This is a genomic window from Bradyrhizobium manausense (genome assembly GCF_018129685.1).
GTDB lineage: Bacteria > Pseudomonadota > Alphaproteobacteria > Rhizobiales > Xanthobacteraceae > Bradyrhizobium > Bradyrhizobium manausense_D.
On the sequence record NZ_JAFCLG010000006.1, the window covers coordinates 168803 to 192310 of the forward strand.

The 23508-nt window shown below is 60.1% G+C and carries 19 protein-coding genes; 9 read left to right on the forward strand and 10 right to left on the reverse strand.

From position 1 onward, the window contains the following. Positions 1 to 307: 307 nt before the first annotated feature. Positions 308 to 1906: a substrate-binding domain-containing protein gene (locus JQ621_RS17340; RefSeq protein WP_212235891.1), complete on the reverse strand. Its 1599-nt coding sequence runs from the start codon at positions 1904 to 1906 to the stop codon at positions 308 to 310. Positions 1907 to 2755: 849 nt separating this feature from the next. Here JQ621_RS17340 and JQ621_RS17345 point away from each other — a divergent pair. The 9 genes from JQ621_RS17345 to JQ621_RS17385 all read left to right on the forward strand — a co-directional run bounded on the left by JQ621_RS17345 (position 2756) and on the right by JQ621_RS17385 (position 15800). After that, on the forward strand, positions 2756 to 3853 hold the full coding sequence (locus tag JQ621_RS17345; protein ID WP_212235892.1) for a thioesterase domain-containing protein: 1098 nt from the start codon (positions 2756 to 2758) through the stop codon (positions 3851 to 3853). Positions 3854 to 4167: 314 nt separating this feature from the next. Then, positions 4168 to 4998: a peptidylprolyl isomerase gene (locus JQ621_RS17350; RefSeq protein WP_212235893.1), complete on the forward strand. Its 831-nt coding sequence runs from the start codon at positions 4168 to 4170 to the stop codon at positions 4996 to 4998. Beyond that, the gene (locus JQ621_RS17355) at positions 4998 to 6290 is read left to right on the forward strand and encodes an MATE family efflux transporter (RefSeq protein WP_212235894.1); all 1293 of its coding nucleotides are present in this window, start codon (positions 4998 to 5000) and stop codon (positions 6288 to 6290) included. The genes JQ621_RS17350 and JQ621_RS17355 overlap by 1 nt, the downstream gene beginning before the upstream one ends. A gap of 378 nt (positions 6291 to 6668) precedes the next feature. After that, positions 6669 to 7826, forward strand: a complete 1158-nt coding sequence (locus JQ621_RS17360; protein WP_212235895.1) for a glycosyltransferase — start codon at positions 6669 to 6671, stop codon at positions 7824 to 7826. A gap of 89 nt (positions 7827 to 7915) precedes the next feature. After that, complete coding sequence (locus JQ621_RS17365) at positions 7916 to 8509, forward strand: LbetaH domain-containing protein (RefSeq protein WP_212235896.1); 594 nt, start codon at positions 7916 to 7918, stop codon at positions 8507 to 8509. A 33-nt stretch (positions 8510 to 8542) separates the two neighbouring features. After that, on the forward strand, positions 8543 to 9460 hold the full coding sequence (locus JQ621_RS17370) for a glycosyltransferase family 2 protein (protein WP_212235897.1): 918 nt from the start codon (positions 8543 to 8545) through the stop codon (positions 9458 to 9460). 127 nt (positions 9461 to 9587) lie between these two features. Then, positions 9588 to 11729, forward strand: coding sequence for a glycosyl hydrolase family 28-related protein (locus tag JQ621_RS17375; protein WP_212235898.1), 2142 nt, complete (start codon positions 9588 to 9590; stop codon positions 11727 to 11729). A gap of 53 nt (positions 11730 to 11782) precedes the next feature. Next, positions 11783 to 14170 carry a tetratricopeptide repeat protein gene (locus JQ621_RS17380; protein WP_212235899.1) on the forward strand — a complete coding sequence of 796 codons (2388 nt, stop codon included), beginning with the start codon at positions 11783 to 11785 and terminating at the stop codon, positions 14168 to 14170. Between the two features lie 316 nt (positions 14171 to 14486). Continuing rightward, entirely contained in the window at positions 14487 to 15800 is a 1314-nt protein-coding gene (locus tag JQ621_RS17385) for a glycosyltransferase WbuB (protein ID WP_212235900.1), read from the forward strand. A 1225-nt stretch (positions 15801 to 17025) separates the two neighbouring features. On the opposite strand, the gene JQ621_RS17390 is transcribed toward JQ621_RS17385, so the two are convergent. The 9 genes from JQ621_RS17390 to JQ621_RS17430 are packed head-to-tail and all read right to left on the reverse strand — an operon-like array spanning position 17026 to position 23507. After that, positions 17026 to 17679 (reverse strand): hypothetical protein, encoded by a 654-nt coding sequence (locus JQ621_RS17390; protein ID WP_212235901.1) that lies wholly within the window; start codon positions 17677 to 17679, stop codon positions 17026 to 17028. Continuing rightward, complete coding sequence (gspM, locus tag JQ621_RS17395; RefSeq protein WP_212235902.1) at positions 17676 to 18236, reverse strand: type II secretion system protein GspM; 561 nt, start codon at positions 18234 to 18236, stop codon at positions 17676 to 17678. The genes JQ621_RS17390 and gspM overlap by 4 nt, the downstream gene beginning before the upstream one ends. Then, positions 18233 to 19309 carry a PilN domain-containing protein gene (locus JQ621_RS17400; protein ID WP_212235903.1) on the reverse strand — a complete coding sequence of 359 codons (1077 nt, stop codon included), beginning with the start codon at positions 19307 to 19309 and terminating at the stop codon, positions 18233 to 18235. The genes gspM and JQ621_RS17400 overlap by 4 nt, the downstream gene beginning before the upstream one ends. 2 nt (positions 19310 to 19311) lie before the next feature. After that, positions 19312 to 20241, reverse strand: a complete 930-nt coding sequence (locus tag JQ621_RS17405; RefSeq protein WP_212235904.1) for a type II secretion system minor pseudopilin — start codon at positions 20239 to 20241, stop codon at positions 19312 to 19314. Further along, a complete protein-coding gene (locus JQ621_RS17410; RefSeq protein WP_212235905.1) occupies positions 20238 to 20948 on the reverse strand; it encodes a PulJ/GspJ family protein in 711 nt (236 codons plus the stop codon). The genes JQ621_RS17405 and JQ621_RS17410 overlap by 4 nt, the downstream gene beginning before the upstream one ends. After that, positions 20945 to 21355 (reverse strand): PulJ/GspJ family protein, encoded by a 411-nt coding sequence (locus tag JQ621_RS17415; RefSeq protein WP_212235906.1) that lies wholly within the window; start codon positions 21353 to 21355, stop codon positions 20945 to 20947. The genes JQ621_RS17410 and JQ621_RS17415 overlap by 4 nt, the downstream gene beginning before the upstream one ends. Further along, positions 21327 to 21791, reverse strand: a complete 465-nt coding sequence (locus JQ621_RS17420) for a prepilin-type N-terminal cleavage/methylation domain-containing protein (protein WP_212235907.1) — start codon at positions 21789 to 21791, stop codon at positions 21327 to 21329. The genes JQ621_RS17415 and JQ621_RS17420 overlap by 29 nt, the downstream gene beginning before the upstream one ends. After that, a complete protein-coding gene (gene gspG / locus JQ621_RS17425; protein WP_212235908.1) occupies positions 21784 to 22281 on the reverse strand; it encodes a type II secretion system major pseudopilin GspG in 498 nt (165 codons plus the stop codon). The genes JQ621_RS17420 and gspG overlap by 8 nt, the downstream gene beginning before the upstream one ends. A gap of 17 nt (positions 22282 to 22298) precedes the next feature. After that, entirely contained in the window at positions 22299 to 23507 is a 1209-nt protein-coding gene (locus JQ621_RS17430) for a type II secretion system F family protein (protein WP_212235909.1), read from the reverse strand. Position 23508 lies beyond the last annotated feature (1 nt).

The following is a 23508-nucleotide window of genomic DNA, read 5'->3' on the forward strand; positions in this document are numbered from 1 at the left end:
TTAACGGCATTACCTGACGACTGTGTGTCAATTTTATAGTGTTATCGGATACCGTTAATCGCGGCTGCAGCGGGACTTCGGGAGCCGGATACGACGATTTGCCGGCGATGGAAGGGCCACGGCTGGTGGTTCCATCACCGAGACTCGACGCATCGACATCTCCCACGCAGATGTGAACGGCATCACTCCGTCGCGGTAGCGTTGTTGCTCTCCCCCAAAACAAAAAAGTGCACCCGGCGTGACCGGGTGCACAAGGCGTGTCAGATATCAACTGCCAGCCAGGGCTGGCAGTTGATGGGGCGCGTCGTTACGCGCCCGGCGAGACGGCGCTGCAAGCACCGGTGCCGGCGACGTTCATCGCCGACGAACCGGCCGACAGCAGGGTCACTGCAGCGTTGTACCAGTTCGAGAGGTTGGTCGAGCTGATCGGGGCAAAGCCCTGGCCCGACATGATCGCGGCCGCCGAAGCGTCCGTATAGTGGTAGGTCAGGTAGCTGAAGATGACGTTCAGGTTGTTCGAGTCAGCCAGACCGGGAGTGTTGGTGTTCTTGAAGCACTGATAGAAGTCGAAATAGGTGAAGCCGACCAGCGGGTAGGCGTTGATCGACACCGGGTTCGGATTGGTGGTCTGGAGGCTCCAGTTGAGCGTATTGGTGATGTCGTTCGCCTCCGCGACGATCGGCGGGAAGAACGGCACGGAGGTGTCCATCGCGGCCGTCACGGTCGCGGAGGTCGGCGGGACGAACGCCAGGACGCCAGGAGCACCCGCATTGGCGATGCTGTAGGAGTTCTGGATGTTCGCGTTCTTCGGACCGGTCGCAACGACCGGCTGGGTGTAGTCGGTCGTCGCGTAGCCGATGGCACCAACCGTCGACTGGATCTTGGCGACAACGCCCGAGCTGCCCGATGCGGACGTGAAGGTGCCGCCACCCGGGTTGGAGATCGCGACGCCGCACTGGTCGTTGGTGAGATCGGGCCAGTTGTTGACGGTGCTGGCACCGACGGCAGCCGCGCTCAGCGGGGCGGTCGCGTTACAGACCGAGGTACCGACGTTGCGGTCGGTCCAGGGGAACTGATACGACGCGACGTGGGAGTCGGTCTCGTTGTTCGGGCCGGTCACGCCAACGCACTGGGCGATCAGAGCATTGGTGGTGATGAAGTTGGTGCCGCTGCCATCGGAGCGATGGACGACGGTGATCGAGCCGGTGCCGAGGGTGGTGCCGCCGTTGAGCGCGGTCAGGATCGGGTTGTTCCACTTGGTGATGTGGCCCGAGAAGATGCCGCAGAGCGCCTGACGCGACAGGTTGAGACCGCTGCTGCCGCCGGTGGGGGTGGCGTTGGCAATGGTCAGCCCGGTGCTGTTGAACGAGATCGTGGCAGCGCCAGCGAACGCCGGGAACTCCAGGATCTTGCCATACTTGCTGGGGCCGCTGATGGCATTGTACTTGGTCACGTCCGAGGCCAGCCACGGGTCGTCGCTGCCGGCAAACTGCAGGGCCGGGTAGCCGTAGGTCTTGGAGAACGACGAGGTGAACGGCACGGTGTTCGCGGCGCCCGGCGTCTTGAGGCCGGTGCTGGTGTTGGTCGAGGGATCGTGGTTGGCGAGAGCCTGCTTGCCACCGCCCGAACCAGTCGGAGCGAACAGGATCTGCGCGGTCAGACCGCTGGCGTCGCCCGAAGCGCTCGGGCAGAGCGGCGAGACCGGCTGCACGACGATGCCGGGATTGAGCGTCTGGTCATCACCGACGCCGTCAGCGGGAATGCCCCAGCAATCCATCAGCAGGCGATAGGTCGGAGCGGCAAAGGTTGAGCCGCCACCGAAAACCTGCTGGGCGTTTGCACCGCCGGTCAGGCCGAAGCAGCCGAGGGCAACGCCCGCGAGCATGCAAGATTTGAGAGTCCGCATATCCAAATTCTCCATGGATTTTGTAACGCCCCCGAAACACGTCGTCCTGATCGACAACTTGTGTGGGTGCGCGAACCCTAGGCGTCACTTATGATGCTTTATCCTTTGTTTTGTGAATTTATGATAAAACTCACATAACATCGACCACGATGCGCTTTTGCGCGCGCGAAGCCCCCCCGCCGCGCGATGCTTCGGCAGATGTGATACGCAAAAACCTGTTGATAACGGCAGGGTTGATAAAGGGCGCGCACCGCCCGCATTTTCCGAGTGTCATTGCAATCTTTGCCGCACGAGTCATCGACCAAATAAGGTGATTCTGGTGGATTGTCCGGCAAGATCGACGCTAAGCCCGATCGCAACAGCATCGTCTCCATCTTGGGTTCGCATCCGCGCAAGAGCGATTGACGCATCAAGCTCGCGGCGCAAGGAACCCTTGGCTTTGATTCGCAAGATCATCCCTGGCACGCGCCGCATCAACATAACGTCGACGCACGCATATCATATCTCCAGTACCAGATTTCCATGTGAGCGCTTGACGCGCTCGGTTGGGCGCTAACCGATACAGCGCGCTATCCGCAAAGCCAGGCCCAACGCGATACCGCCCACCGGTGAGGATCGCGCAGCGAGGGATGCAGCTGTTCTGGGACGCAGTCGTGCTGCAAAATCAGCCACGACGCCACGTCACAGCGCTGAAACATTGATTTGCTTCGATATCATCCAGTGGATCACACTGAGCGCCCTCAAATGACCGTCGTTGAGCAGCTGTCGTTTGTCGCGCGCCGTGTCCCGCATCAATCGTTTCCAATATCATAGGCCGGGTGCCGCGCGGTGTCCTGAAGAGGTGGGTCGATGGGAGACCAGGCTGTTGGCGTCCGGACGGTATCGGCGGAGACTCTGCAAACCATATCGGATATCTGGACTCGCGCGCTTGGCCCGAAGGGCCGAGGCGCAAATGCGAGCCTCCTTCATATCGGCGTCGGTACGAAACGGATTCTGCGTCTTCTGGACGAGATCGAGTCTGCCTTTGGCGTGAAATTACCGATTGGCGTTGCCCTGAAACTGGGAACCGTCGAGGCGCTCGCCGGTGCCGTCAAAGCCCGCCGCTGGCCGGGGCCGTCTCCGCTCGTGCTCTTGAAGGATGGCAGCGACGATCATCCGCCGCTCTATCTCATCGCGGGAGCGTGGGGGATCATTCTCGAAACCTGCAACCTGGCCTTGGCGATCAATCATCCCGGCAAAACCTGGGGCCTCCAGCCGCCTGGCTTCGATGGCGACGAGGCCTCGCTCGATTCCATTCAAGCCATGGCGTCCCACTACGTTGAGCACACCTCACGGGCGAATGATCATCCGGTCAACGTCATCGGGTTTTCGTTCGGAGGACTGATCGCGCTGGAGATGGGACGCTTGCTTCACCATCACAATCGCAAGATTGGATTGATCGGCCTGATCGATACCCCGCTCGCCGAAAGGCGCTGGCCGCTCGCGACGCGGACCCGCTATTTGTGGGCACGCAGCAAAGCGAGGTTGCACGGGCTTCTCAAGGTTCATGGCGAAAGACGGGCGGATGCGATCCGAAACATGCTGCGGCCGCTCCGAAATCGAATCCTCGGAGCAGTTTTCAATCGTCCCGTGTTCGCAAGCGCCTATCAACCAACCCTCGATATCAGGCTCAAAGCCGTGCTGGATCGCATTATCATGGCGAACGAGAAATACATCCCGACCGCGATCGATATTCCGATTGTCCTGTTCAAGGCCACACCGGACTCCAGCGACCTCGTCGATGCGGAAGAGATCTGGCGACCCTACATTCGGGCTCTCGACGTGGTCGTGGTTGAAGGCCGCCACGGAAACATGATCCGGCCGCCACTGGTGAAGGGCCTCGCCGCGGCAATTGCCGATCGCCTGAACGGACCGGCCGACAAGGGAGACCGATCTGCGCCATTGTAACAAGTGGCGTGTTCATGAATCCGTCGTTCTTGCATCACAGTCACGTTGCACTCGTTTCGTTTAAGTTAGCGTGAGACCGACTTGGAACCCAAGCGATCGCGTAGCGGATTGCCCACCGCTTTCAATGGGTTGTGGTTGCAAGTGTCGGCAGAACCAATGGTCTGTGTGGGGTAAAGATGAACGTTGCGATATCGCGAGCTAATGTTGCAGGCCGTTACATGATCGCAGTGGCCCTCTCAACCGCGGCAATCGTGTCGGCACCAGCATCGAGCCTCGGGCAAACTCTCGCGGCCGATCCCCTTCAAGCCCAAATCGTGGCGCTCGACCCGGTGCTGACACAGCCCAAGAGCGATCCCGTCATCGCGAAGGTCGACAACGTCGAAATCCGTCAGAGCGACCTCGCATTGGCCGAGGAATTCCTCAGCAGGGGCCAGCCGCGAGAGGAGGAGGCCAAACGCGAGAATCTGCTGCATTTCTTGACAGACATGGTCATCATGTCCAATGCGGCCCAGAAGCGCGACATCGCTGACGAGGCGGATATGCAGCGCATTCAGCACCGTGTGGAATTTGCACGCAAGAAGGCGCTGATGGACACGCTGCTGCAGAAGACCGCACGTGCGGCAGTCACGGATGAGGCGGTGCGTGCTGCATATCGCGAAGCCGTGTCCAAGACCCCAGCCGAGACCGAACTCCGCCTGCGCAGCATCGTATTTCTTTTCAAGGACGAGGCGGGAGCTAAGGCTGCCGAGGACAAGGCCAAAGCTGCCTACGAGCGTATTGTCCATGGCGAAGACTTCATTGCCGTAGCCGGCGAGATGTCCGAGAGCCCAGCCGGCAAGCAGAATGGAGGAGATCTCGGCTATTTGTCGCGCGCCACGATGGGTCAGGAATTCGCCGACGCGACCTTCGCCCTCGATAGCGGCGGCGTCTCCCATCCGGTGAAGACGAACTTCGGCTGGTTTGTTCTCAAAGTCGAAGACAAGCGGACGCGCGAACCGATCTCGTTTGAAGCCGTGCGCGACAAGCTTGAGACGATGATCGCTCGCAAAGCGGAGCTGCAACTCATCGCCGATCTGCGCTCGGAGGCAAAGATCGAGATGCTGGACACGCCTGGCGCACAAGCGCCGACCGAAGCAGCGAAGTAGTGGCACAAATCCGTCGTGACGGCCGATGGGCCCGCATTCTGAACATTGGATTGCTGATTGGCGGTTTCGGTCTCGGCCAGGGATCAATCTTCGCCGCTCAAACCTGGCTGGTCGCGCGAAGTGAACTCGACCTACTTGCGGCATTCGGAACGCACTTCTCGTTCGCCGTTCTTGGAGCGATGTTCGTGGACGCGGGCGCGATCACGGTTCTCGCGCGCCATGTTGCCCACCTTGCCGGCGGTCACGAGTCGAGGAAAGACATCTCGCTGATCTTCTGGGAAACTAGCCTGGTCAGGCTCGTCCTGGCCTTGCTCACCATCCTCGGTGGCACGATCTACGCCGTAACGATCTCGATGGAGCCGTTTACGTCGCTCTATGTTCTGCTGGCCTCTCCCGGCTTCGTGTTATGCGCGGTCAACGCGGCGGGCATGCTTGACGGACTGAAGCTCAGCGGGGTGAGCGGGCTGACTGGATCCATCATTTATGTTGCATCAGCACTCGCGCTGATTTTCGCGCCACATGTCTCACGAGCGATGGCCGGGGCGGTGCTTGGTGGCGCGTTCTCCATCGGCAACCTGCTCACAGTCCTCGTGCAGTGGGGTGTATTGGACCGGCATGGACTGCGCCCCGCCTCCCCCGAATTCACACGCAATGGGCTGACGAGATCAACCAAAAACGGCCTCGCCATGCTCTGCGGTACTCTGCCGGGTCAACTCTACTTCCGTTTCCAGCTGCTGTTGAGCACGACCTTCCTCGGCAGCGAAACCACGGCATTTCTCCTGTACGCGAAGCAGATTATTTCCGGCGTGACACAGCTCATCGGCTTTGTCTTGCGCGTCGAGTTTCCCGCCCTGGTGCAGGTGTTCTCCCAACCCGACAAACACAATTTCGCAACGATTTTCGGCGCGCAGAAGATCGCAACTTTTCTCGCAGTTGGTTCGACGATTGCGACATTGTTCGCCGGCGTTGGCCTGACGTTCGCGAATCAGCGCAACTTCTCCGAGGTCGGATGGCTGCTCATCGCGTTCTCTCCGACCATCCTGACAATATCGACGATGTGGATCGTGGCGCAGGCGCTCGCCGCCCTTAGCCGTTATACCGTCCTTGCCTTCATCATTGCCGTATTCGCCGCGGTCGGAATGGCGGTCAGCTATCTGACGCTGTCGAAGTATGGCGTCTACGCATTCATCGCCGGGGACATGGCCTCCCACGCGACGGGAATCATACTTCTCTATTTATTCCTGCGCGAACAGAAGAGCGACGGTTCGCTCGTAGCAGCCCAGGGCCCATGAGCGTCGCGATGTCCTCCTCACCGCACTTATCTCCGGAACTGACCAATCCACTCTCCGCGGGTTCCAAGAGCTATGAGACGGCGACACGACCCATGTTCTATGTCGGTTACTACCTGCTGTGCTGCATATTCGCGGCAGAACCTTTTGCCATCATCCTCACGCTTCCGGCATTTGCACTCTGTTGTTTCAACATTTCTAGGATCAGAAGCAACTGCGCGAAGCTTGAGGACATGATCCGGTTCGTCACGTACGTGCGCTTTGCGATCGCGCCATGGCAACCGCTTCGGTTGGGTTGTTTCCAGGCTATCCTAACCCGCCTGCTCTGCAATCGAACTGCTCCCCTGTTCAACCCTGGTGCCGCGGTTCTGGTGAGATAAGATGGGTCGTGAAACGCGCATACGCGTATTGGTCGTCGTCGGATCGACATCTCGTGTAGGCGCGGGTGTCGCGCAATCTGCCCGTTTGCTCGCGCAAGCCGCCTCTACACGCGGGGCGGAGATCGAGGTCTTGACGCTTGACGACCCCCACTATCAGGACGATTTGCCGAACTGGGCGCCGCTGGCTGTGCGCGCATTTCCGGCGATCGGGCCCAAAAGATATGGGTTTTCACTTGGCCTGCTGGTTGCGGCTCTGCGATCGAATGCCGAGCTTGTGCATGTCCACGGCGTGTGGATGTTCCAATGCCTCGCCATTCTCGTGTGGGCACTGCTGCGACGGAAGCCGTACATTGTTACGCCACACGGCATGCTTGAGGACTGGATACGCAAACGGTCTCCAATCTTGAAGCGATTGATTTCATCCACCTATCAAGATCGATTTCTCAGGGGTGCCGCGACGCTCCATCTGCTCACCGAGAAAGAGCGGACCGACGTTGCCGAGTTTTCGGAGGACGGGCGCGCGACAGTCGTACCCAACTGCGTCGAACCATTCGAAACGCTGCCGGGGCCGCCCGGTTGGTGGAATCAGGAATTTGACGGACGCGACGTCTATCTATTTTTCGGTCGAATCCATGAAAAAAAGGGCTGCATGGAGCTGTGCTCGGCCTGGGACGCCTTATGCTCGATCGATTCTTCCTTCCGCGAACGTTCCTTGCTGGTATTTTGTGGGTGGAATGATGGATTGCGCGGGTTTGAGGACCGCGTCGCTGAAATGATGGCGCGACATGGCAACGCCGCTTTCCCGGGTCCGCAATATGGCCAAGACAAACAGCGGTCGTTCGCCGCGGCAAGTTTCTTTGTGTTGCCGTCGAAGAGCGAAGGCCTTCCGATGAGTGTCTTGGAGGCCTGGGCCGCTGGAAAGCCAACACTGATGACCGCGGCGTGCAACCTCGCGATTGGTTTCGAGGCTGGCGCGGCTCTCGAAATTGGCGAGGACGAGGACGGAATACGGGACGGGCTGACGAGCGCATCTTCGTTGACGCCGGAGCGGCGGCTCGCGATGGCAGCAGCGGCCCGATCTTTGGTCATCGAGCGATACAGCATGCCGGCTGTCGCAGCCAGAATTACGGAAATGTATCGTGAAGCCTTGTCACGATAGAGCATCATCAAGATCGAGCCGATCTGTCCGATGCGGTCTGTCGCAGTTCGGCCAGCTATCCAACTGTCCAACCAATTCGCGCGGTCAAAATGAACATCGTGGACGCCAGTAAGAGTGAGCCTTGGCGCGGCGGCGCAAGTTTCACGCTGGGCAACCGCATCTATCGTCTTGTCTGGACGATGACCTGGCGGCTGCTGGCGTCTTGGACACCGCCATTTCTATACGGCTGGCGCCGACTGCTGCTGCGCCTGTTCGGCGCGAAGGTGGCGTCCACGGCGCACATTTATTCGAGTGCTCAAATCTGGTCCCCTCTCAATCTCGAGGTCGGCGAGTTTGCCTGCATCGGACCCAAAGTGATCGTGTATTCGATGGCGCGAGTCACCTTCGCACCCCATTCACTTGCATCGCAAGGCGCCCATATTTGCGCAGGCACTCACGATATCGAGGATGTGCATTTTCAGCTTGGTGCGTCGCCCATCGTCGTGGGTTACCGCGCCTGGATCGCCGCTGAAGCGTTTGTCGGACCAGGGGTTACGGTCGGCGATGGAGCGGTGCTGGGTGCGCGAGGCTGTGCATTTCGGGATCTCGAACCGTGGACGGTCTATGTCGGCAACCCGGCGCGTGCGATTAAACCTCGAAATGTGCGGTTCGCCGATGATGTGAGCAAGGCATCGCAATGTTGAAGATCACATCCATTTCAGCAGACCGGATGGGCCATGGCTGATCTTGCCGTCGTCATTCTAACTTACAATGAAGAGCAACACATCCTTCGCGCGCTCGAATCCGTCGCGAGCATCGCCAGCGAAGTCTTCGTGGTCGACAGCTTCTCGACCGATCGAACGGTGGAACTCGCACGAGGTGCTGGAGCAACGGTTCTCACGAACACGTTCATCAATCAGGCCAAGCAGTTCCAATGGGCGCTCGAAAACGCGCCGATCAACGCTTCCTGGATCATGCGCCTCGATGCCGACGAAGTGATCGAACCGGATCTGGCCGCACGCATCAACGAGCAATTGCCTAAGCTTGGCAAGGACGTGGTCGGAGTCAACCTGAAGCGCAAACACATCTTTCTTGGCCGCTGGATACGTCACGGTGGTCGCTATCCTCTCATCCTGTTACGTATCTGGCGCCGTGGTTACGGTCGCGTCGAGGATCGCTGGATGGACGAACACATCTTCGTCTGGGGCGGCCGCACCGTGACATTCGACGGCGGATTTGCCGATCACAACCTGAATGATCTGACCTTCTTCACCGACAAGCATAACCGCTACGCAACGCGCGAGGCGATCGAAGTCATCAACTATCGTCGCGGGACCTCAACGCCTGGCGTGAGTCCTGGCCTGCAGGATGGTTCGTCGCAGGCGGCCATCAAACGGCGACTCAAGGAGAAATTCTACAACCGGATCCCCTATCAGATCAGCACGCCAGCCTATTTTCTGTACCGCTATTTCGTCCAGCTCGGATTTCTCGACGGCAAGGAGGGTCTCGTCTACCACAGTCTACAAGGTCTTTGGTACCGCTTCCTCGTCGGCGCGAAGGTCGACGAGCTCGAGAATGCCATTTCGGGGATTAAAGATCCCGTCGCTGTCAATGCGGCGCTTCGCCGGTTGACCGGTTTAGCAATCGATCCTTGAAAGTTGGTCCGCCGTGCCCATCAGATTCAGCTTGCAGCCATATCCGACGATGCGGCGCGGTCGCAGATTCGGGCTCCCGCCATTTTTTGCAATTCTCGCATCCGTGCAGCTTATGTGGTGCGCCAGCGTGCTCGCGCAGCCGGCGGTGTTCTGGTTCAATGATCCTGTCGGCCCCGACGATACTGTCGTCGTGACCGGCGATGCTCTCGACCAGGTCACCGGTGCGACGGTGAGCCGCCTGCAAGATGCGGAATCCGGCGCCGGGTCGACAGCCGCGAAGGCGGTCGACATTCTTCAATCAAATTCGCAATCCCTGAAATTCGTGATTCCGAAGGATTTCGCTGCCGGACTCTATCATTTTACGCTTCGCTCTCCGGACGGCACATTTTCCGCCAACCTCAACTTGCCGACCATCTACTGGACGCAGGGCAATCTCGGCGAGGCCGCCTCCCCCGGCGAATGGCTGCGGATATTCGGCCGCAACATCGTCCGACGCCCCGACCGTGCAAGGCTCGTGCTCACGCCCGATGGCGGAGGCACCCCTATCAAACCTGCCCTGAGTGGCGGCGGCATGTGGCAGGCCACGTTTCAATTGCCCGATGACGCGAAGGCGGGACGGTATCGCGCGCGGCTGTCCAACGGCGACGGGGGTGACGGCGAATGGGTCGATGCTGGTTATTTCGAGGTTCGGGCGTCCGCTCCGGACCCAGGCCACTCATTCGATGTTCGCGCTTATGGCGCGGTGGGCGACGGCAAGGCCAACAGCACGCGTCAGGTCAGGCTAGCGCTGGAGGCAGCCAGTGAAAAGGGCGGCGGAACTGTCTACTTCCCACGCGGCCGATATCTGATCTCTGAGACGCTCGTCATTCCGCCCGGCGTCAGTCTTCGCGGTGAACGCACCGATCTCGTCAATCTGGTCTTTCCCGACTTCACTGACGCCCCGGACGTCTTGATCAAGGGAACTTCGCGGTTTTCGATCGAAGACCTGACGATTTACGCCTCGAACCACGGCCATATCATTTCCGGAGGATTGATCGGCAATGAGCCGGCGCCGGACGCCTCCGACATCGCAATCAGGCGCGTGCGCATTCGCGCCTCTGCTTTTCGTGGACACATGACGCCGCAACAGACCTTTCAGCGCATGGGCGTGCTCCAAATGCGCTACCCTGCTTCCCCGGACAGCATTCGACTGAGCGGCGACCGGATCGTCGTGTCCGATTGCGATGTCGTCGGCTCAGGCCGATCACTTTACTTGTTGCGGGTCAGCAACGGCGTTGTTTCCGGCAACATTCTGAACAACGGGCGCTTCGGCTGGTATTCGATAACGGGATCGAACCGCGTCATCTTCGAGAATAATACGGTCGCTGCGGCCGATCTGCAGGGCTCCGGCGGCGGGATAAACACACTCTCGAACGCTGTCAGTGCTTCGGAGAACATTTTCGTCAGCCGCAATTCGTTCAAGGGCCTGATCGGGGGTGATCGAGAGGCCATGACCACCGACGGACCAGGCGGCTACTATTTCGGTGGTGCTCAGAGCACCGCGCCAAACCAGATATCCCTGCTCGGGGCCCTGAACGACCGCGTCGTCAGTTCGAAATGGGCGGGTGCCGTCGTCATGGTCGTCGACGGCACTGGCGCCGGACAGGCGGTGCGCGTCGCAGAGTTCACGCAAACCCAAGCACCATCGCAAATGTCCATAACACTCGACCGGCCCCTTCAGGTCAGCCTGGATGCGACGTCGGTCATCTGCGTCAACCAGATGCAGCAGAACTACCTGATCATCGACAATCAATTCGAAGACACCGGGGTGGCGGCACAGACGTACGGCACGGCCCTCAATCACGTCATCGCCGGCAACCGGTCGGTCAGGACGGGCGGGTTCTATGCGCGCGCCGGCATCTATTTCCATTTTCAGCCGGGTTGGCAGCTTCAACTGCTCGATAACCGCATTGTAGAGGGCAACTCATACCAGGCTGGTCCGGATCGCGAGATATCCTCAGGCGAAGCTGTCGTCGCTGTCCAAGGCATCCAGCCCGACAACAGACCAAATCGTCCGCCGCTGCTCCGGGCGATCGTGGTGCGTGGCAATCAGCTCGACCAGGATTCTCATATCGAAGTCAGAGGCGTTTCGCCGGCTTCGCCTGGCATTCGCGATATCATCGTCGAGGGAAATACGATTGGTGCGTCACGAGGGGGGGCCGTCTCGATGGATCGTGGCGTCGTTTGGCAGGTCGAACGGCGAAACGGCACGAACAGTCTCTCCAAGTAAGGATGCCGCGGCCATGGTGCGGAAACTCCGGCGCGTAAGGAATGGTCAGGTCGATGGTTGAAAGCAGCCACGTGCTCCAGAGAGCGATGTCATTGCACCAATCTGGCAATCTGGAGGACGCTGGGAAGCTCTATCGCCAGATCATCAGGAAGAGCCCAGGCAACATCCATGCCCTCCACTATCTCGGAGCGATCGAGGCCGCGACGGGAAATATCGAGCGAGCAAAATCTCTGATGGCGCGCTCGCTTTCGACCAGCCCTCCCAACCTTTTGTTCGTCGAAAACTACGCGACCTTGTTGTGTCAGGCGGGCGATTTCGAGAACGCTATCCTGATCTGCCGGCAGGGCCTTCAGCTCTACAAGGCGAGCGCAATCCTGCTGTTCAACAGCGGCATGGCATTGTTCAAGACCGGTCAGCTCCCGGCTGCGCTCCGACAATTCGACGAGTTGCTGCTTCTCTACAAGGACCACCTGGGCGCGCTCAATGAACGTGGCTCGGTGCTAGCCTCGATGAAGCAACACGAGGCCGCCCTGGAAAGCTTCGGCCGGGCGCTCATTGTCGATCCAGGGTTCGTCGACGCTCACATTAACATGGGAACAGTATACTGGAACTTGAAGCGATATGAGGAAGCGCTCGCTTGCTATTCCAAGGCGGCTTCGCTCAATCCGGAAGCTGCGGTCGCCTGGCTTGGTTGCGGCAGCGTCGCCAGCGCCTTCAAACGCTACGACGAGGCTCTTGCGGCCTACGACAAGGCCATCGCAATCGACCCAAGCCTCCCCGAGGCATGGCTCGCACGCGCAAATTTGTTCTTCTCGTTGACCCGATATGACGAAGCCACTGCGGCTTATGAGCAGGCGCTATCCCTGGATGCCCGCCTCGCGACTGCCTGGCTTGGCAAGGGCAATATTCTCTATACGCTCAGATTTTATGACGACGCCTTGGCTGCTTACGACAAGGCGCGGCTATTGCAGCCTGACCTCGCCGAAGCATGGTTCGGCTGTGGCAATGTCTTGGAGGGGCTGAAGCGCTACAGCGAGGCGTTGTCGGCCTACGAGCGCGCGATTTCCATGGAGCCTGACCGCCCGGGCTTGGAGAGCTCTCGTATCCGGATGAAAATGCAGCTCTGCTTGTGGCGCAATCTTGACGACGATTTTGACCGGCTGCTTTCCCTGAGCCGGGCCGGGAAACTGCTTTCGCATCCCCTCGAGTTTCTCAGCGTTCCCTCATCTTCGGAAGATCAGCTTCACTGCGCCAGCCAGTGGATCGAAGAGCGGTATCCCGCCTCAAATACGCCGCTTTGGCGGGGCGAGCGGTATTCCCACGAGCGCATTCGGCTCGCTTATGTTTCCGCGGACTTCAAGCCGCATCCGGTCGCCTTTGTGATGGCGGGAATGTTCGAGCAGCACGATAGGTCCCGCTTCGAGATAACGGGAATATCGCTAGGACCCGGCGGCGATTGGGATATTCGGCGACGGCTGGAGCGTTCCTTCGATCATTTCATCGACGCAGGCGAGCAGAGCGATCAGCAAATCGCTGAACTCATCAAGGAACGGGAAATCGATATCCTCGTGGATCTGAACGGTTTGACCGGAGGTGCACGGCCAGGCATTTTTGCGAAGCGATGCGCGCCGATCCAGATCAACTACATCGGCTATCCGGGGACATCGGCCGCAGAGTATATGGATTACATCATTGCCGACCGGATCGTGATCCCCGAGGATCGACGGCAGTGCTACGCGGAAAAGGTCGCTTACCTTCCAAACAACTACCTGGTCAATGACGCGACGCTGGCAATTTCGGACCTTGCGGTCACGCGCGCGGAATTTGGACTTCCGTCACATGGTGTGGTGTTTTGTTGTTTCAACAATGCCTACAAAATAACGCCCGGCGTTTTCGATTCCTGGATGCGGATCCTCGACCGGGTCGATGGAAGCGTGTTGTGGCTGTCAAATGACAATCCAGAGGCGACGCGCAATCTGCAAGGTGAAGCCGTTGCACGAGGGATCAACCCCGAGCGATTGGTTTTTGCCGAAAGGATGCCGCTCCTGGCCGATCACCTGGCGAGACATCGCCTGGCCGACTTGTTTCTCGATACCCTGCCCTACAACGCCCATGCGACGGCCTGCCACGCCCTTTGGGCCGGTGTGCCCGTGCTCACCCGTCTCGGCGAAACCTTTGCCGGACGAGTGGCGGCGAGCCTGTTGCAAGCGATTGATCTTCCCGAACTCGTGACGACGACGCCCCAGGCCTATGAAGCCCTCGCGATCGAGCTTGCTCTGCAACCCGCCAGGTTGGACGAAATCAAGCGCAAGCTGGCCGGCAATCGCCTGACGACGCCCTTGTTCGACACAAGGCTGACCACCGCCCACGTCGAGGCACTTTTCTTGAAGATGCATCAGCGCCACAGCGCCGGCCTGCCGCCAGATCACATGTCCGTCTGAGCAAGAGCGTCGGTTTGCTCTGGCCGGCGCTCTTCCGGTAGCGACAGATCGCGCCTGAAATCAGGCTTTCACTCCTGCCGAAAATTCAGGCGCACAACGCGATATCATTTATATGTGGAATTTATGGCCGCCCAGGTCACTGAACTGTTAATATGTTTAACGATAACAAATAACGTCATTAATATGTTATTAGGCATCATTACCGTTCCCCCAACAGCAGATTCACCACGCGAATGAGGCCGGGCATTCGCGGGCTGATTCCGAATGAAGTCAGCGTTTCCAACAGACGAAGCGCGATGCAGAGAGAATTTTGCTCATGCGCATCCTGTTTTGCGGGATCAACTACGCGCCCGATCTAGTAGGTGTTGCGAAGTACAATTCCGAACTCTGCGAGGGCCTGGTGGCGCGCGGTCATGAGGTTCGGGTTCTGACCGCCCCCCCGTATTATCCCGACTGGATCATTCCATCGGAGTATCGTTCGCTCTGGTATAATGTTGAGACGCTGAACGGCGTCGAGGTAACTCGCTCACCAATCTATGTGCCAAGCCAACCGTCGGGGTCCAAACGGCTCTTGCACCACGCGTCCTTTTCGATTTCGAGCCTTGCGCCGATGCTTTTGAAGGCGGTTCGGTGGCGTCCCGATGTCGTCTTCACTGTCGCGCCGTCCTTGCTCTCGGCACCAGTCGCGGCGCTAGCCGCATGGATCGTCGGCGCTCCCGCTTGGCTGCATGTTCAAGATCTTGAGATCGACGCAGCATTCGAACTCGGTCTGCTGGGAAACGATATTCTCCGCCGGCTGGGGCTTGGCTTCGAGCGCGAAATATTTCGCTCGTTTGATCGGGTTTCGACGATTTCCCCCCAGATGGTCAGCCGACTCGAGCGCAAGGGCGTCGATGCGGAAAGGCTCCTGCAAATTCGAAACTGGAGCGATTTGAGCATGATCGTTCCGGGCGACAGGGACACCCGCCTTCGCGCCAGTCTCGGGCTGAAGACGACCGATACAGTGGTGCTCTATTCCGGCGCGATATCGGAAAAGCAAGGCTTGGAGCTGATCGTGACGGCGGCCGCCGCAACGCGCGACAGTCACCCCTCGATCCACTACATCCTGTGCGGAAATGGTCCGAAGAAACAGGATTTGGTCGAATTGGCACGCGGGCTGCCCAACGTGCATTTCATCGACCTTCAACCCGTTGAGCGCTTTTCGGAGCTTCTCAATACTGCCGACATTCACTGCATGCCACAGAAAGCGCAGGCTGCAGATCTTGTACTGCCCTCCAAGCTCTCCGGCATGTTGGCTTCGGGGCGGCCCATTATCGTGATGGCTGATCCCGGCACCGGGATCGCGCTCGAGACGGAGGACGCGGGGCTGGTGATACCGCCAGGGGACGCAGGCAAATTGGCCGGGGCCGTCATGACGCTTGCGGAGAACGCATCGCTGCGCCAGCGTCTGGGTGCAGTTGGCCGCACGCGGGCGGAGCAGAATTGGGATCGTGCTACGATCATTGGATTGATCGAGCAGGAGTTCTCGACGCTTGAGCAGCGCTTCAGGCCGAGGTCCGTTGCCAGGAAACGTGGCCTGCTGGACGAGGCGCTGCGCGGCAGCACCATGGTGGCGCGCCCGCCACTTTAATCTCGGATTTGCACCATCGGCGCCATTCAGTCGTCTGGTGCGTGGCGCAGCGTTGCGCGTTAACGCCGCGACGCAAGCAGCCTGGCGAAAAGAAACTCAAGGTACCCTCTCCCGCCGCGGACATTCAGCCCACCGCGACAGGCGCTTTCCTCTCAACTACTGCTTCGCTTGACGCGGGATGAGACGAGCGAACGGATTCTCTCCGGGCGGCGGCGGCTGGGGCCGATCGCCGCCGGTCATTCCGGGCGGCTTCCCGGCGCCTGACGGCGGGGGCTCCGCTTTGCTGGGGAAAGGCAACGCCGCAACCGGCGTACCTCCCAACCCAATGGCCGTTTTTCTCGCATCAGGTGGCGGCAAAGTCAGCACAGCCACCCGCGTTCCATTTCCAAACATGACCTGATGCCGCTGAACCGCACGCAGGATCCAACCCTGATGGTAGTCACCTGTCTTCAACTGCACGTTCTTTCCCGCCGCATCCCGAAATAGACCGATGCCAGTATCGGTCCCGGTGACTGTCCCCACCAGCGAGAGCTCCGGCTTTTCGGGCTCTGGGGGTGGCGGGGGCGGCGGCGGAGCCTTTGGCTCGACGGCCGCAGCTACGGGTGGCGGGGGACGTCGCGACAATGAAAACAGAGGGCGCGCCCGGGTCTCGTTCAGCGACCCAAGCGAGATGCCCGCGAGCGGGTTACCTCGCAGGACCTGTGATGGCCGGGATGCCGCCGCGACACCTCCCGGCTCGGCCCGGGCCTGCTTCGACACCACGACTTCACTCGGATCAGCGACTGGCAGAGACTCTACAGCCGCGCCAGCGCTTCCTGTGAGCATCAGGCCGGTCAACAGAACGATGCCAGTCCCTATCATCTCTCAACTTTCCATTCGGAGTTTCCAGCAGCATCGGAAACTCCGGGTCGGTAAGCGGTCCGTGAAGCGGTCCACAATCTGTCGTTACACATCATACTTATACCGACGTATCGCGCCGCAATGATATCAAGCCACAGTGTGCCAGGCAGCCCTTCGCGGCGCCCCCATCGGCAACTCAGCGGTCAGTGTCCTGCCCGCGAGGCTGCGTTCAGCGCGCGCAGATCCGATGGGATCGCGAACTCCAATCCTTGACAAATCCGATCGGAAACTCGCACGCTAGCCATCGGAGTTACCAAAGTCCCCAGTGATATGGCGGCGCCTTTTACGCTGACTTTGTTATTGAAAATATGACGTTAAGTCGCAGTCATTTGTTGCTGAGCAAACCAGGCCGCGATGACTTTTCCGACACCAGTTTGTTCGCGTTCACTGGAGGAAAACGAACCTCGCCGGCGGATTGCTGCGGCAAAGCGAGGGTGACGGCTTCCTGATCTTTCTCCAAAGTCGCTTCCCGACCTTGAATCAAACGCAGGTTCCAGCCCCGATAACTCTCGCCCATCCTCAGCCGGAGTGATGCCTGGGTCATTTGATCAAGGAACAGGCCGAAACGCTCGTCGTTGCTAACGACCGTGCCGATCAGCGACAGCTGCGGACGTTCGGGATCTCGCGGCTTCGATACCGCGGCCGGCTCCGCAATCGGGGTTGGCGCGACAGCAGAGGTCGGCGGCCGCCGTTCCGGCGAGAACATCGGCCGATCGCGCGTGGCGGAAAGGGCCGAGAGTGGAAGAGCCCACAGCGGATTGGCGCTGGGCGTTCGTTCCGGTGGGGGTGCGGGCGTGACTTGCGGCGGCACGACAACACGGACCGGGGGCGCAGGCTTGTCCCAGATGGTTGACACCGGGGCAGATCGGTTAGCGCGTTCATCGTCGTCCAATTCATCCGCCGCGCCCGACGTCAGCGCACAGGCGCCATACGCAGACATCAGCAGGATGACGATGCCCACTGCCCCGCGAAACATCATTTGGTCTCCTGCCATTGCCCGGACACCGCCAGCAAGGTCCGCAGCTTTCCGCTTCCCGAACCGGAAGCAGACGTTGGAGCCTGAACCGAGAGCTGATCAACAAACAAGAATGGCATCCCGGCCTCGAGGTCGTAAAGCAGCTTCTGCAATCCCGTCTGATCGATTTCACAACTCACCAGGATGCTGAGAAATCCTGCCTTGGCATGCGAGCCTTTCAACTCGAGTTGGGATGACAGTACATTGCCCCCGAATTTCGTGACTGAGCCCGCGACGCGCTGGATGAGAGCGGCACCTGCAACTGTGACTGTCGCTCCTTCGAGAAACGGCGAGCCCGCACGCACGTCCGCATCCGTTGACTTCCTCCCATTGGCCGTCGCGTGGCCTTCGAGCTGCTCGAGCATCGCGGCCGACGACGCAACTTCAGCACGCTGACTGGCGAGACCCGCGATCGAGATGATCACCGTGAACAGCAGTGAAATCACGAGAGCCACGTACACGGTCGTCGCCAACAACGGCGACGCCACGAATGTCTTTCTCAAGACCGCAACGACATTCATGTCCCGGATCCAAAATACGGTGTGATGCGCGCCTCGATGTGAAATCGCTCGCCTGGATCGTTCTGTCCGCGCGTGGTCGGCGCGAAGAACGTTGCCCGGGAGAATTGTGGCGACTGCTCAATGAGCCGGATGAGCGACGGTGCGTCCTGCGAAATGCCAACGACCTGGACCTTGTCGCCTTCGATCCGCAGCTCCGTGACATAGGTGTTGTCCGGCAAGGCCTTGGACATCGATTCGAGCACCATGACGCTGGAAGGCGTGGTCTGCTTACGCTTTGCAAGCAGTTCCTGTGCCGATCCGCCCGCGGCATTTTGGCTGAGACGCAACGACGAACGGCGTTCCGAGATCCGTCGCAAAAGCTGCTGATTCTCGTCCTCGAGCGCTCCGCCCTCGTAGACCGAAGCCGCCTGCGCAACCACAGCCGCGAGCCCGCAACATAGGATCGTGATGCGTAAGACGCGCGGCAAATCGATCTTCTGACCGAAGGCGCTCTGCAACGGTACCTCGAAGATCCTGAACCTGTCCGGCGTCCCCAGGTCGGGCGGCGGCTCGGCAAACGCGGCGACAGATGCTGCACCCATATCGCTCGCGAGCCGGACCAGCGGCTGAATTCTGGTTCGCGAAGTCGCAGCAAGCGTGAGCTGGATTCGATCATTCGTGAGGTCGGACGGCGGGCTCCAGCTGAAGGCGGCATCGTTCGCGGTCCAGGGCGTCAACCGATCGATCTGCGCGCGGATCATGCCATCGAGGAAATCCGCCGCCTGCTTCGGAAAGTCCAGAGATCGAAACAGGACTTTGCCCGGTTGCACCACGATTTCGACCCGGCTTCCGCGGAGCGCCTTCTTCCAATCGGCCGGAAGCGCTGGGACTGGTTGGCCGTTCGAAAGCCGAAAGGACAAATCCGGCAACGGAGGGCCCTTCCGCACAGGCGCCATTCTGGCCGTCAACATATCGTCGTCGCCTTCGATCAGCGACACCCGCGGTTGGGACAACAGCCGCCCGCCGAGGGAATTGATGGTCCGGGCAACGACCGCAATCCACTCTTCAAACAGCTCTTTGAATTCAGCGATCATGGTCAACCACCCGTCACCCTTCGAGGACCCCTGTCGACGGCCGTCACGTCATCCTGCCAAGACAGAACTTGGTAAGGATTTTCCTTGCCGCCCAGTCTGATCACAACTTCCGACACCATTCGACGGCCAGAAGCGAACGTGATGGTCGTCAGGACACGAAAAATATTGCTCTTTTCGGTCCCTGCTTCTTTCTGCGCGGGACCCAGTGCTGCTGCAATCGCCGCTTGATCCTTTGCCAGGGTTGACCGCTCTTTCAGGAACTCATCCACCCCCGACGGCGTCATGCCAGGCAGCGCGGCAATGACTTCGGGCGCGGCCACCAGGACATCGACCTTCGACGCCCCTGTAAACACCGTGACGAACGGCAGAGCGCGCTCAACCAGCGCCGGGGGCATCCCAAGGACCAGCGCCAGTTCCTTTGCATGGGCGAACGGCGCCTGACGGGGAGAATAGGCCAGACCTGCGGCGCGGTAGAGCGACGGCTCGTTATCAGCGGAATCCGCTTTCGGCGCAGACCGCCACGCCACGATGCGTTCGGCATACTGATCGGCCTGCTCCTGATCCGCTCCAAGGACCGAAAGCAGGTTGGCCAGGAACTGCTTCGAAGCCCCATTGAGATCGATACGCCCCCCCTCCGACACGAACGAGACGACGGCATCGCCGTGACCCAATCGAAACCGGAACGAACCCTCCGAGGCCCGCTCGTTGGGCTTCGACAACAACAGCTGATAGGCCGTCAGCTCGACACTTGCCGAAACCAGCCCCTCCGCCTCGACCGCAGTATCACTCACTGCGAGCGCCTGCGCTGTATTGGAAAGGTAAATCGAGAAGATGGTGGCCAGCGCCGCCAGCGCCGCCAGAATCCAGAGCACGGCGACAATGATGAAGCCTTGCTCTGCCGCTATATCGGTGCGGTTGAATTTCGGGATCATTGCGTTCTGTCCTGCACAGCCGCTGCCTCTGCGGCAGGCTTCGGAGCATCCTTGGCTTCCTCCGTCGCCTTGTTTGGATCCAGGGCCGGTGCTTCGGCGTGGATCGACACCACCGTCGAGACTGACAGCACACGGTCGGTTGTGGCATCGCGAACCATCAGCGCGATTGCAGTCGGCAATTCCTTTTCATGCCAGCTGTTCTTCCAGGCCCGGTCCCGACCCGCATAGGAAAAAGACAGCCGAAGCGGCGCGCGCATCAGCACGACCGGATCGCCGAACTGGATCTGCTCGGACAGCGACGAGGCTGGCTGGAGCACCCTGAATGGCGACTTCGAACGGACCGTCACAAGGCCGCTGCGATCGGTGGTCTCACCGATCCGGACGACGTCCAGTCCTGGCCCAACATTGGGTCCGAGCGCCGTTCGCACAAAGATCACGGACTTTTCCGAACCCTCGAACAGCAACTGTTCGCGATTGGCCGGCATATACTCTGAGGCTGCGAGGTCGTCGCAAATTCGCTGCAGCGCGAGGCTGACGCTTTCGGTGCGCTGCATGCGGTCAAAGCCGCGGTTCCAGCTCGGCAACCATTGCGAGGTAATGTTCGCAAGAGCCGAGAGCACCAGACCCATCAACGCCAGCGCGACCAGCGTCTCGATGAGCGTGAAGCCATCCTCGCCCTGCCCGCTGTTTGTGACCGATGCTCTCATTGACGCGGCACACCCACCAGGCGAACCGTCTGAAGATCGTATTCGGCGCCAGAAGCCGATCGCACGCGAATCTTGACGAGATGCGGAACAAAGGGCGCGTCGGTATCAGGCACAATCCAGTCGCTCATGGGGCTGATCTCAATCTGCCATTGATAGCCGTCGATCGCGCCCGACAAGGCCCCGGGCCCGAGTTCCTTGCGCGGCGGCATTTGAGCATTCATGATCCGCCGTGCTGACTGCACCAGAGCAACATGCTCTCCCATCGACTGCACGCCGCGCGCGTTCGCTGACATGACGGACGCGATCGCAATGATGGAGACGGCCACGATCGCAAGCGCGATCAAGACCTCGATCACCGTGAAGCCGGCTTCAGCCCCGTCAATCCGTGGTGACGCTGCGCGAGACAATCTCGATCCTCCCGGTCAGCCAGTTAACCCGAACCTCGTAGCCCGCATCGAGCCGCGTCAGCGCGATTGTCCCGCCACACGACATACCGTTTGCAAAAAAGCTGATTGTCGAAAGCGAGGCGCGCTGCCGGCAGCTCTGAGGCAACAGCGCGTCAAAACGAACGTCGTCCGGAATACGGATGCTTTCCGAGGTCGTACCGGAGCGGATCACACGTGAACCTGCATCCACAAGCGTGGTAACGTCCACTCCGTGCCGCATCGCCGCGATGCGATCGGCCTTCAGGAGCGTCGCGGCCTCTACGGCATATGCCTGCAGGCGCGCGCGGGACGTCTGACGTGGAACGAGAGGCAACAGCACCGCGGCGAGCATCGCTATTATCGCGATCACGCAGACCATCTCGATCAGGGTAAAGCCGCCCTCGGCCTCCCTATTCATTTTTTGCGCTCTTCAGGTTCTCCAGCGAAATATCGCTCGCAGTGCCGGTGCCGCCCTCCTGGCCGTCGGATCCATAAGACATGATATCATAGGGTCCGCGTTCTCCCGGCGACCGATAAACATACGGCTTGTTCCAGGGATCGTTGGGGACAACACCACCTTTGAGATACGGCCCATTCCAGCCGTCAACGCCCGGTGTCGGTTGCACCAGTGCGACCAGTCCTTCCGCCGTTGACGGGAAGCGGCCGGCATCAAGGTAGAACAGATCGAGTGCGCTGCTGAAGCTCTGCAGCTGGATCTTCGCGGCTTTGACCCTCGACTCGCTGAGATAGTTCAGGACACGCGGGCCGATCAGGCCCATGATCAGGCCGATGATCGTGATCACGACGAGCATTTCGACCAATGTAAAGCCATGCTGACCCGAATTGTCCCGATACCTGCGGCGCGGACGCAGCGCAAAAATCAGGTTCGCTTGCTGGTTCGATTTCATGGCGCAATTCCTCAGAGCTAGCCGACAAGTTGAGTGACCGACAGCAGCGCGGTCATGACTGATACGATGAGGCCGCCAACAACGGTACTGATGGTAACGATGGCGAGCGGCCCAATGATACCGACGATGCGGTCGAGGCTACGCTGCAGCTTCGCCTCGTAGAATTCGGCGACCCGACCCGCAAGCGACGGCAACTGGCCGGTCTCCTCGCCCAGTCGCAACATGCGGACCGCCATCGGCGGAAGATTGTTCGACGCGGAAAGCGCATCCGACAACTTGCCGCCGTGACGCACACGGTCCGCGGCCGCCGACCACGTCACCACGCTTCCAGTGACTGCCATGATATCGACGAGGATACGCAGCGTTGCCGAGAGATCGACGCCGCTGCCGAGCAGAACGCCGAGATTACGGCAGAACAGCGTAGTCCGGTAAAATTGAAAGATGCTGGCAATCCCCGGAATCCGGGAGACCGCGCCCACGACCGCTGCGCCGGCGCCCGGGCGGCGCAGCAGCCACCAGACTGCAGCGACAAAGAGCGCCGAGACGGTCAGAACCTCGGTCGCGTTGCCACGCAGGAATTCCGACAAATGGATGAAAACGCTCAGCGCCGAGTCGGACTTTCCACCGAAATCCTGCAGCACAGAAGAGAACTGCGGGAGAACGAACAGAATGAAGAACAGCATCACGACAAACGCTGCGACCAGAACGAAGGCCGGGTACTGCATGGCGTCGGTCAGTTTGCGACGCATCGCTTCGGAGCGGGCTCGCTCTGCGCCGAGCAGTTCAAGCACTCTGTCGAGCGTTCCCGACACCTCTCCGACGCGAACGAGTGCGACATACATTGGCGGAAACAAAGCCGGATGATTGCCGACCGCCGCGGCGAGACTTTCTCCACTCAGAAGCGCGGCCCGCAACTTTCCCACCACGGGACGAAGCCTGCCGACGTCCGCATCGCCGGCGAGCAGCTCAAGAGCGTCGTCAAGACGGGCGCCGGCCTTGAGCAACAGAGCCAGATCCCGCGTGAACGTCGTCACCTCCGCGGGGCTTGGTCGATTGAAAATCCCAAAGCCCGATACACCTGCGTCCGGCTTTTCCTGGACTGTTTCGATCGGCAGCAGCTGCAGGTATTCGATCCGTCGCGCGACCTCGGCTGCCGTGGGAGCCGCGAGCGTGCCGTGCACGATCTCTCCCTTCTGCGTCAACGCCCGATAGCGAAAGTTCGGCACG

Coding starts and splice junctions, on each gene's coding strand:
- JQ621_RS17340 (WP_212235891.1), bottom strand. CDS start 1,906: ATGCGGACTCTCAAATCTTGCATGCTCGCGGGCGTTGCCCTCGGCTGC.
- JQ621_RS17345 (WP_212235892.1), top strand. CDS start 2,756: ATGGGAGACCAGGCTGTTGGCGTCCGGACGGTATCGGCGGAGACTCTG.
- JQ621_RS17360 (WP_212235895.1), top strand. CDS start 6,669: ATGGGTCGTGAAACGCGCATACGCGTATTGGTCGTCGTCGGATCGACA.
- JQ621_RS17365 (WP_212235896.1), top strand. CDS start 7,916: ATGAACATCGTGGACGCCAGTAAGAGTGAGCCTTGGCGCGGCGGCGCA.
- JQ621_RS17370 (WP_212235897.1), top strand. CDS start 8,543: ATGGCTGATCTTGCCGTCGTCATTCTAACTTACAATGAAGAGCAACAC.
- JQ621_RS17380 (WP_212235899.1), top strand. CDS start 11,783: ATGGTTGAAAGCAGCCACGTGCTCCAGAGAGCGATGTCATTGCACCAA.
- JQ621_RS17385 (WP_212235900.1), top strand. CDS start 14,487: ATGCGCATCCTGTTTTGCGGGATCAACTACGCGCCCGATCTAGTAGGT.
- JQ621_RS17390 (WP_212235901.1), bottom strand. CDS start 17,679: ATGATGTTTCGCGGGGCAGTGGGCATCGTCATCCTGCTGATGTCTGCG.
- gspM (WP_212235902.1), bottom strand. CDS start 18,236: ATGAATGTCGTTGCGGTCTTGAGAAAGACATTCGTGGCGTCGCCGTTG.
- JQ621_RS17400 (WP_212235903.1), bottom strand. CDS start 19,309: ATGATCGCTGAATTCAAAGAGCTGTTTGAAGAGTGGATTGCGGTCGTT.
- JQ621_RS17405 (WP_212235904.1), bottom strand. CDS start 20,241: ATGATCCCGAAATTCAACCGCACCGATATAGCGGCAGAGCAAGGCTTC.
- JQ621_RS17410 (WP_212235905.1), bottom strand. CDS start 20,948: ATGAGAGCATCGGTCACAAACAGCGGGCAGGGCGAGGATGGCTTCACG.
- JQ621_RS17420 (WP_212235907.1), bottom strand. CDS start 21,791: ATGAATAGGGAGGCCGAGGGCGGCTTTACCCTGATCGAGATGGTCTGC.
- gspG (WP_212235908.1), bottom strand. CDS start 22,281: ATGAAATCGAACCAGCAAGCGAACCTGATTTTTGCGCTGCGTCCGCGC.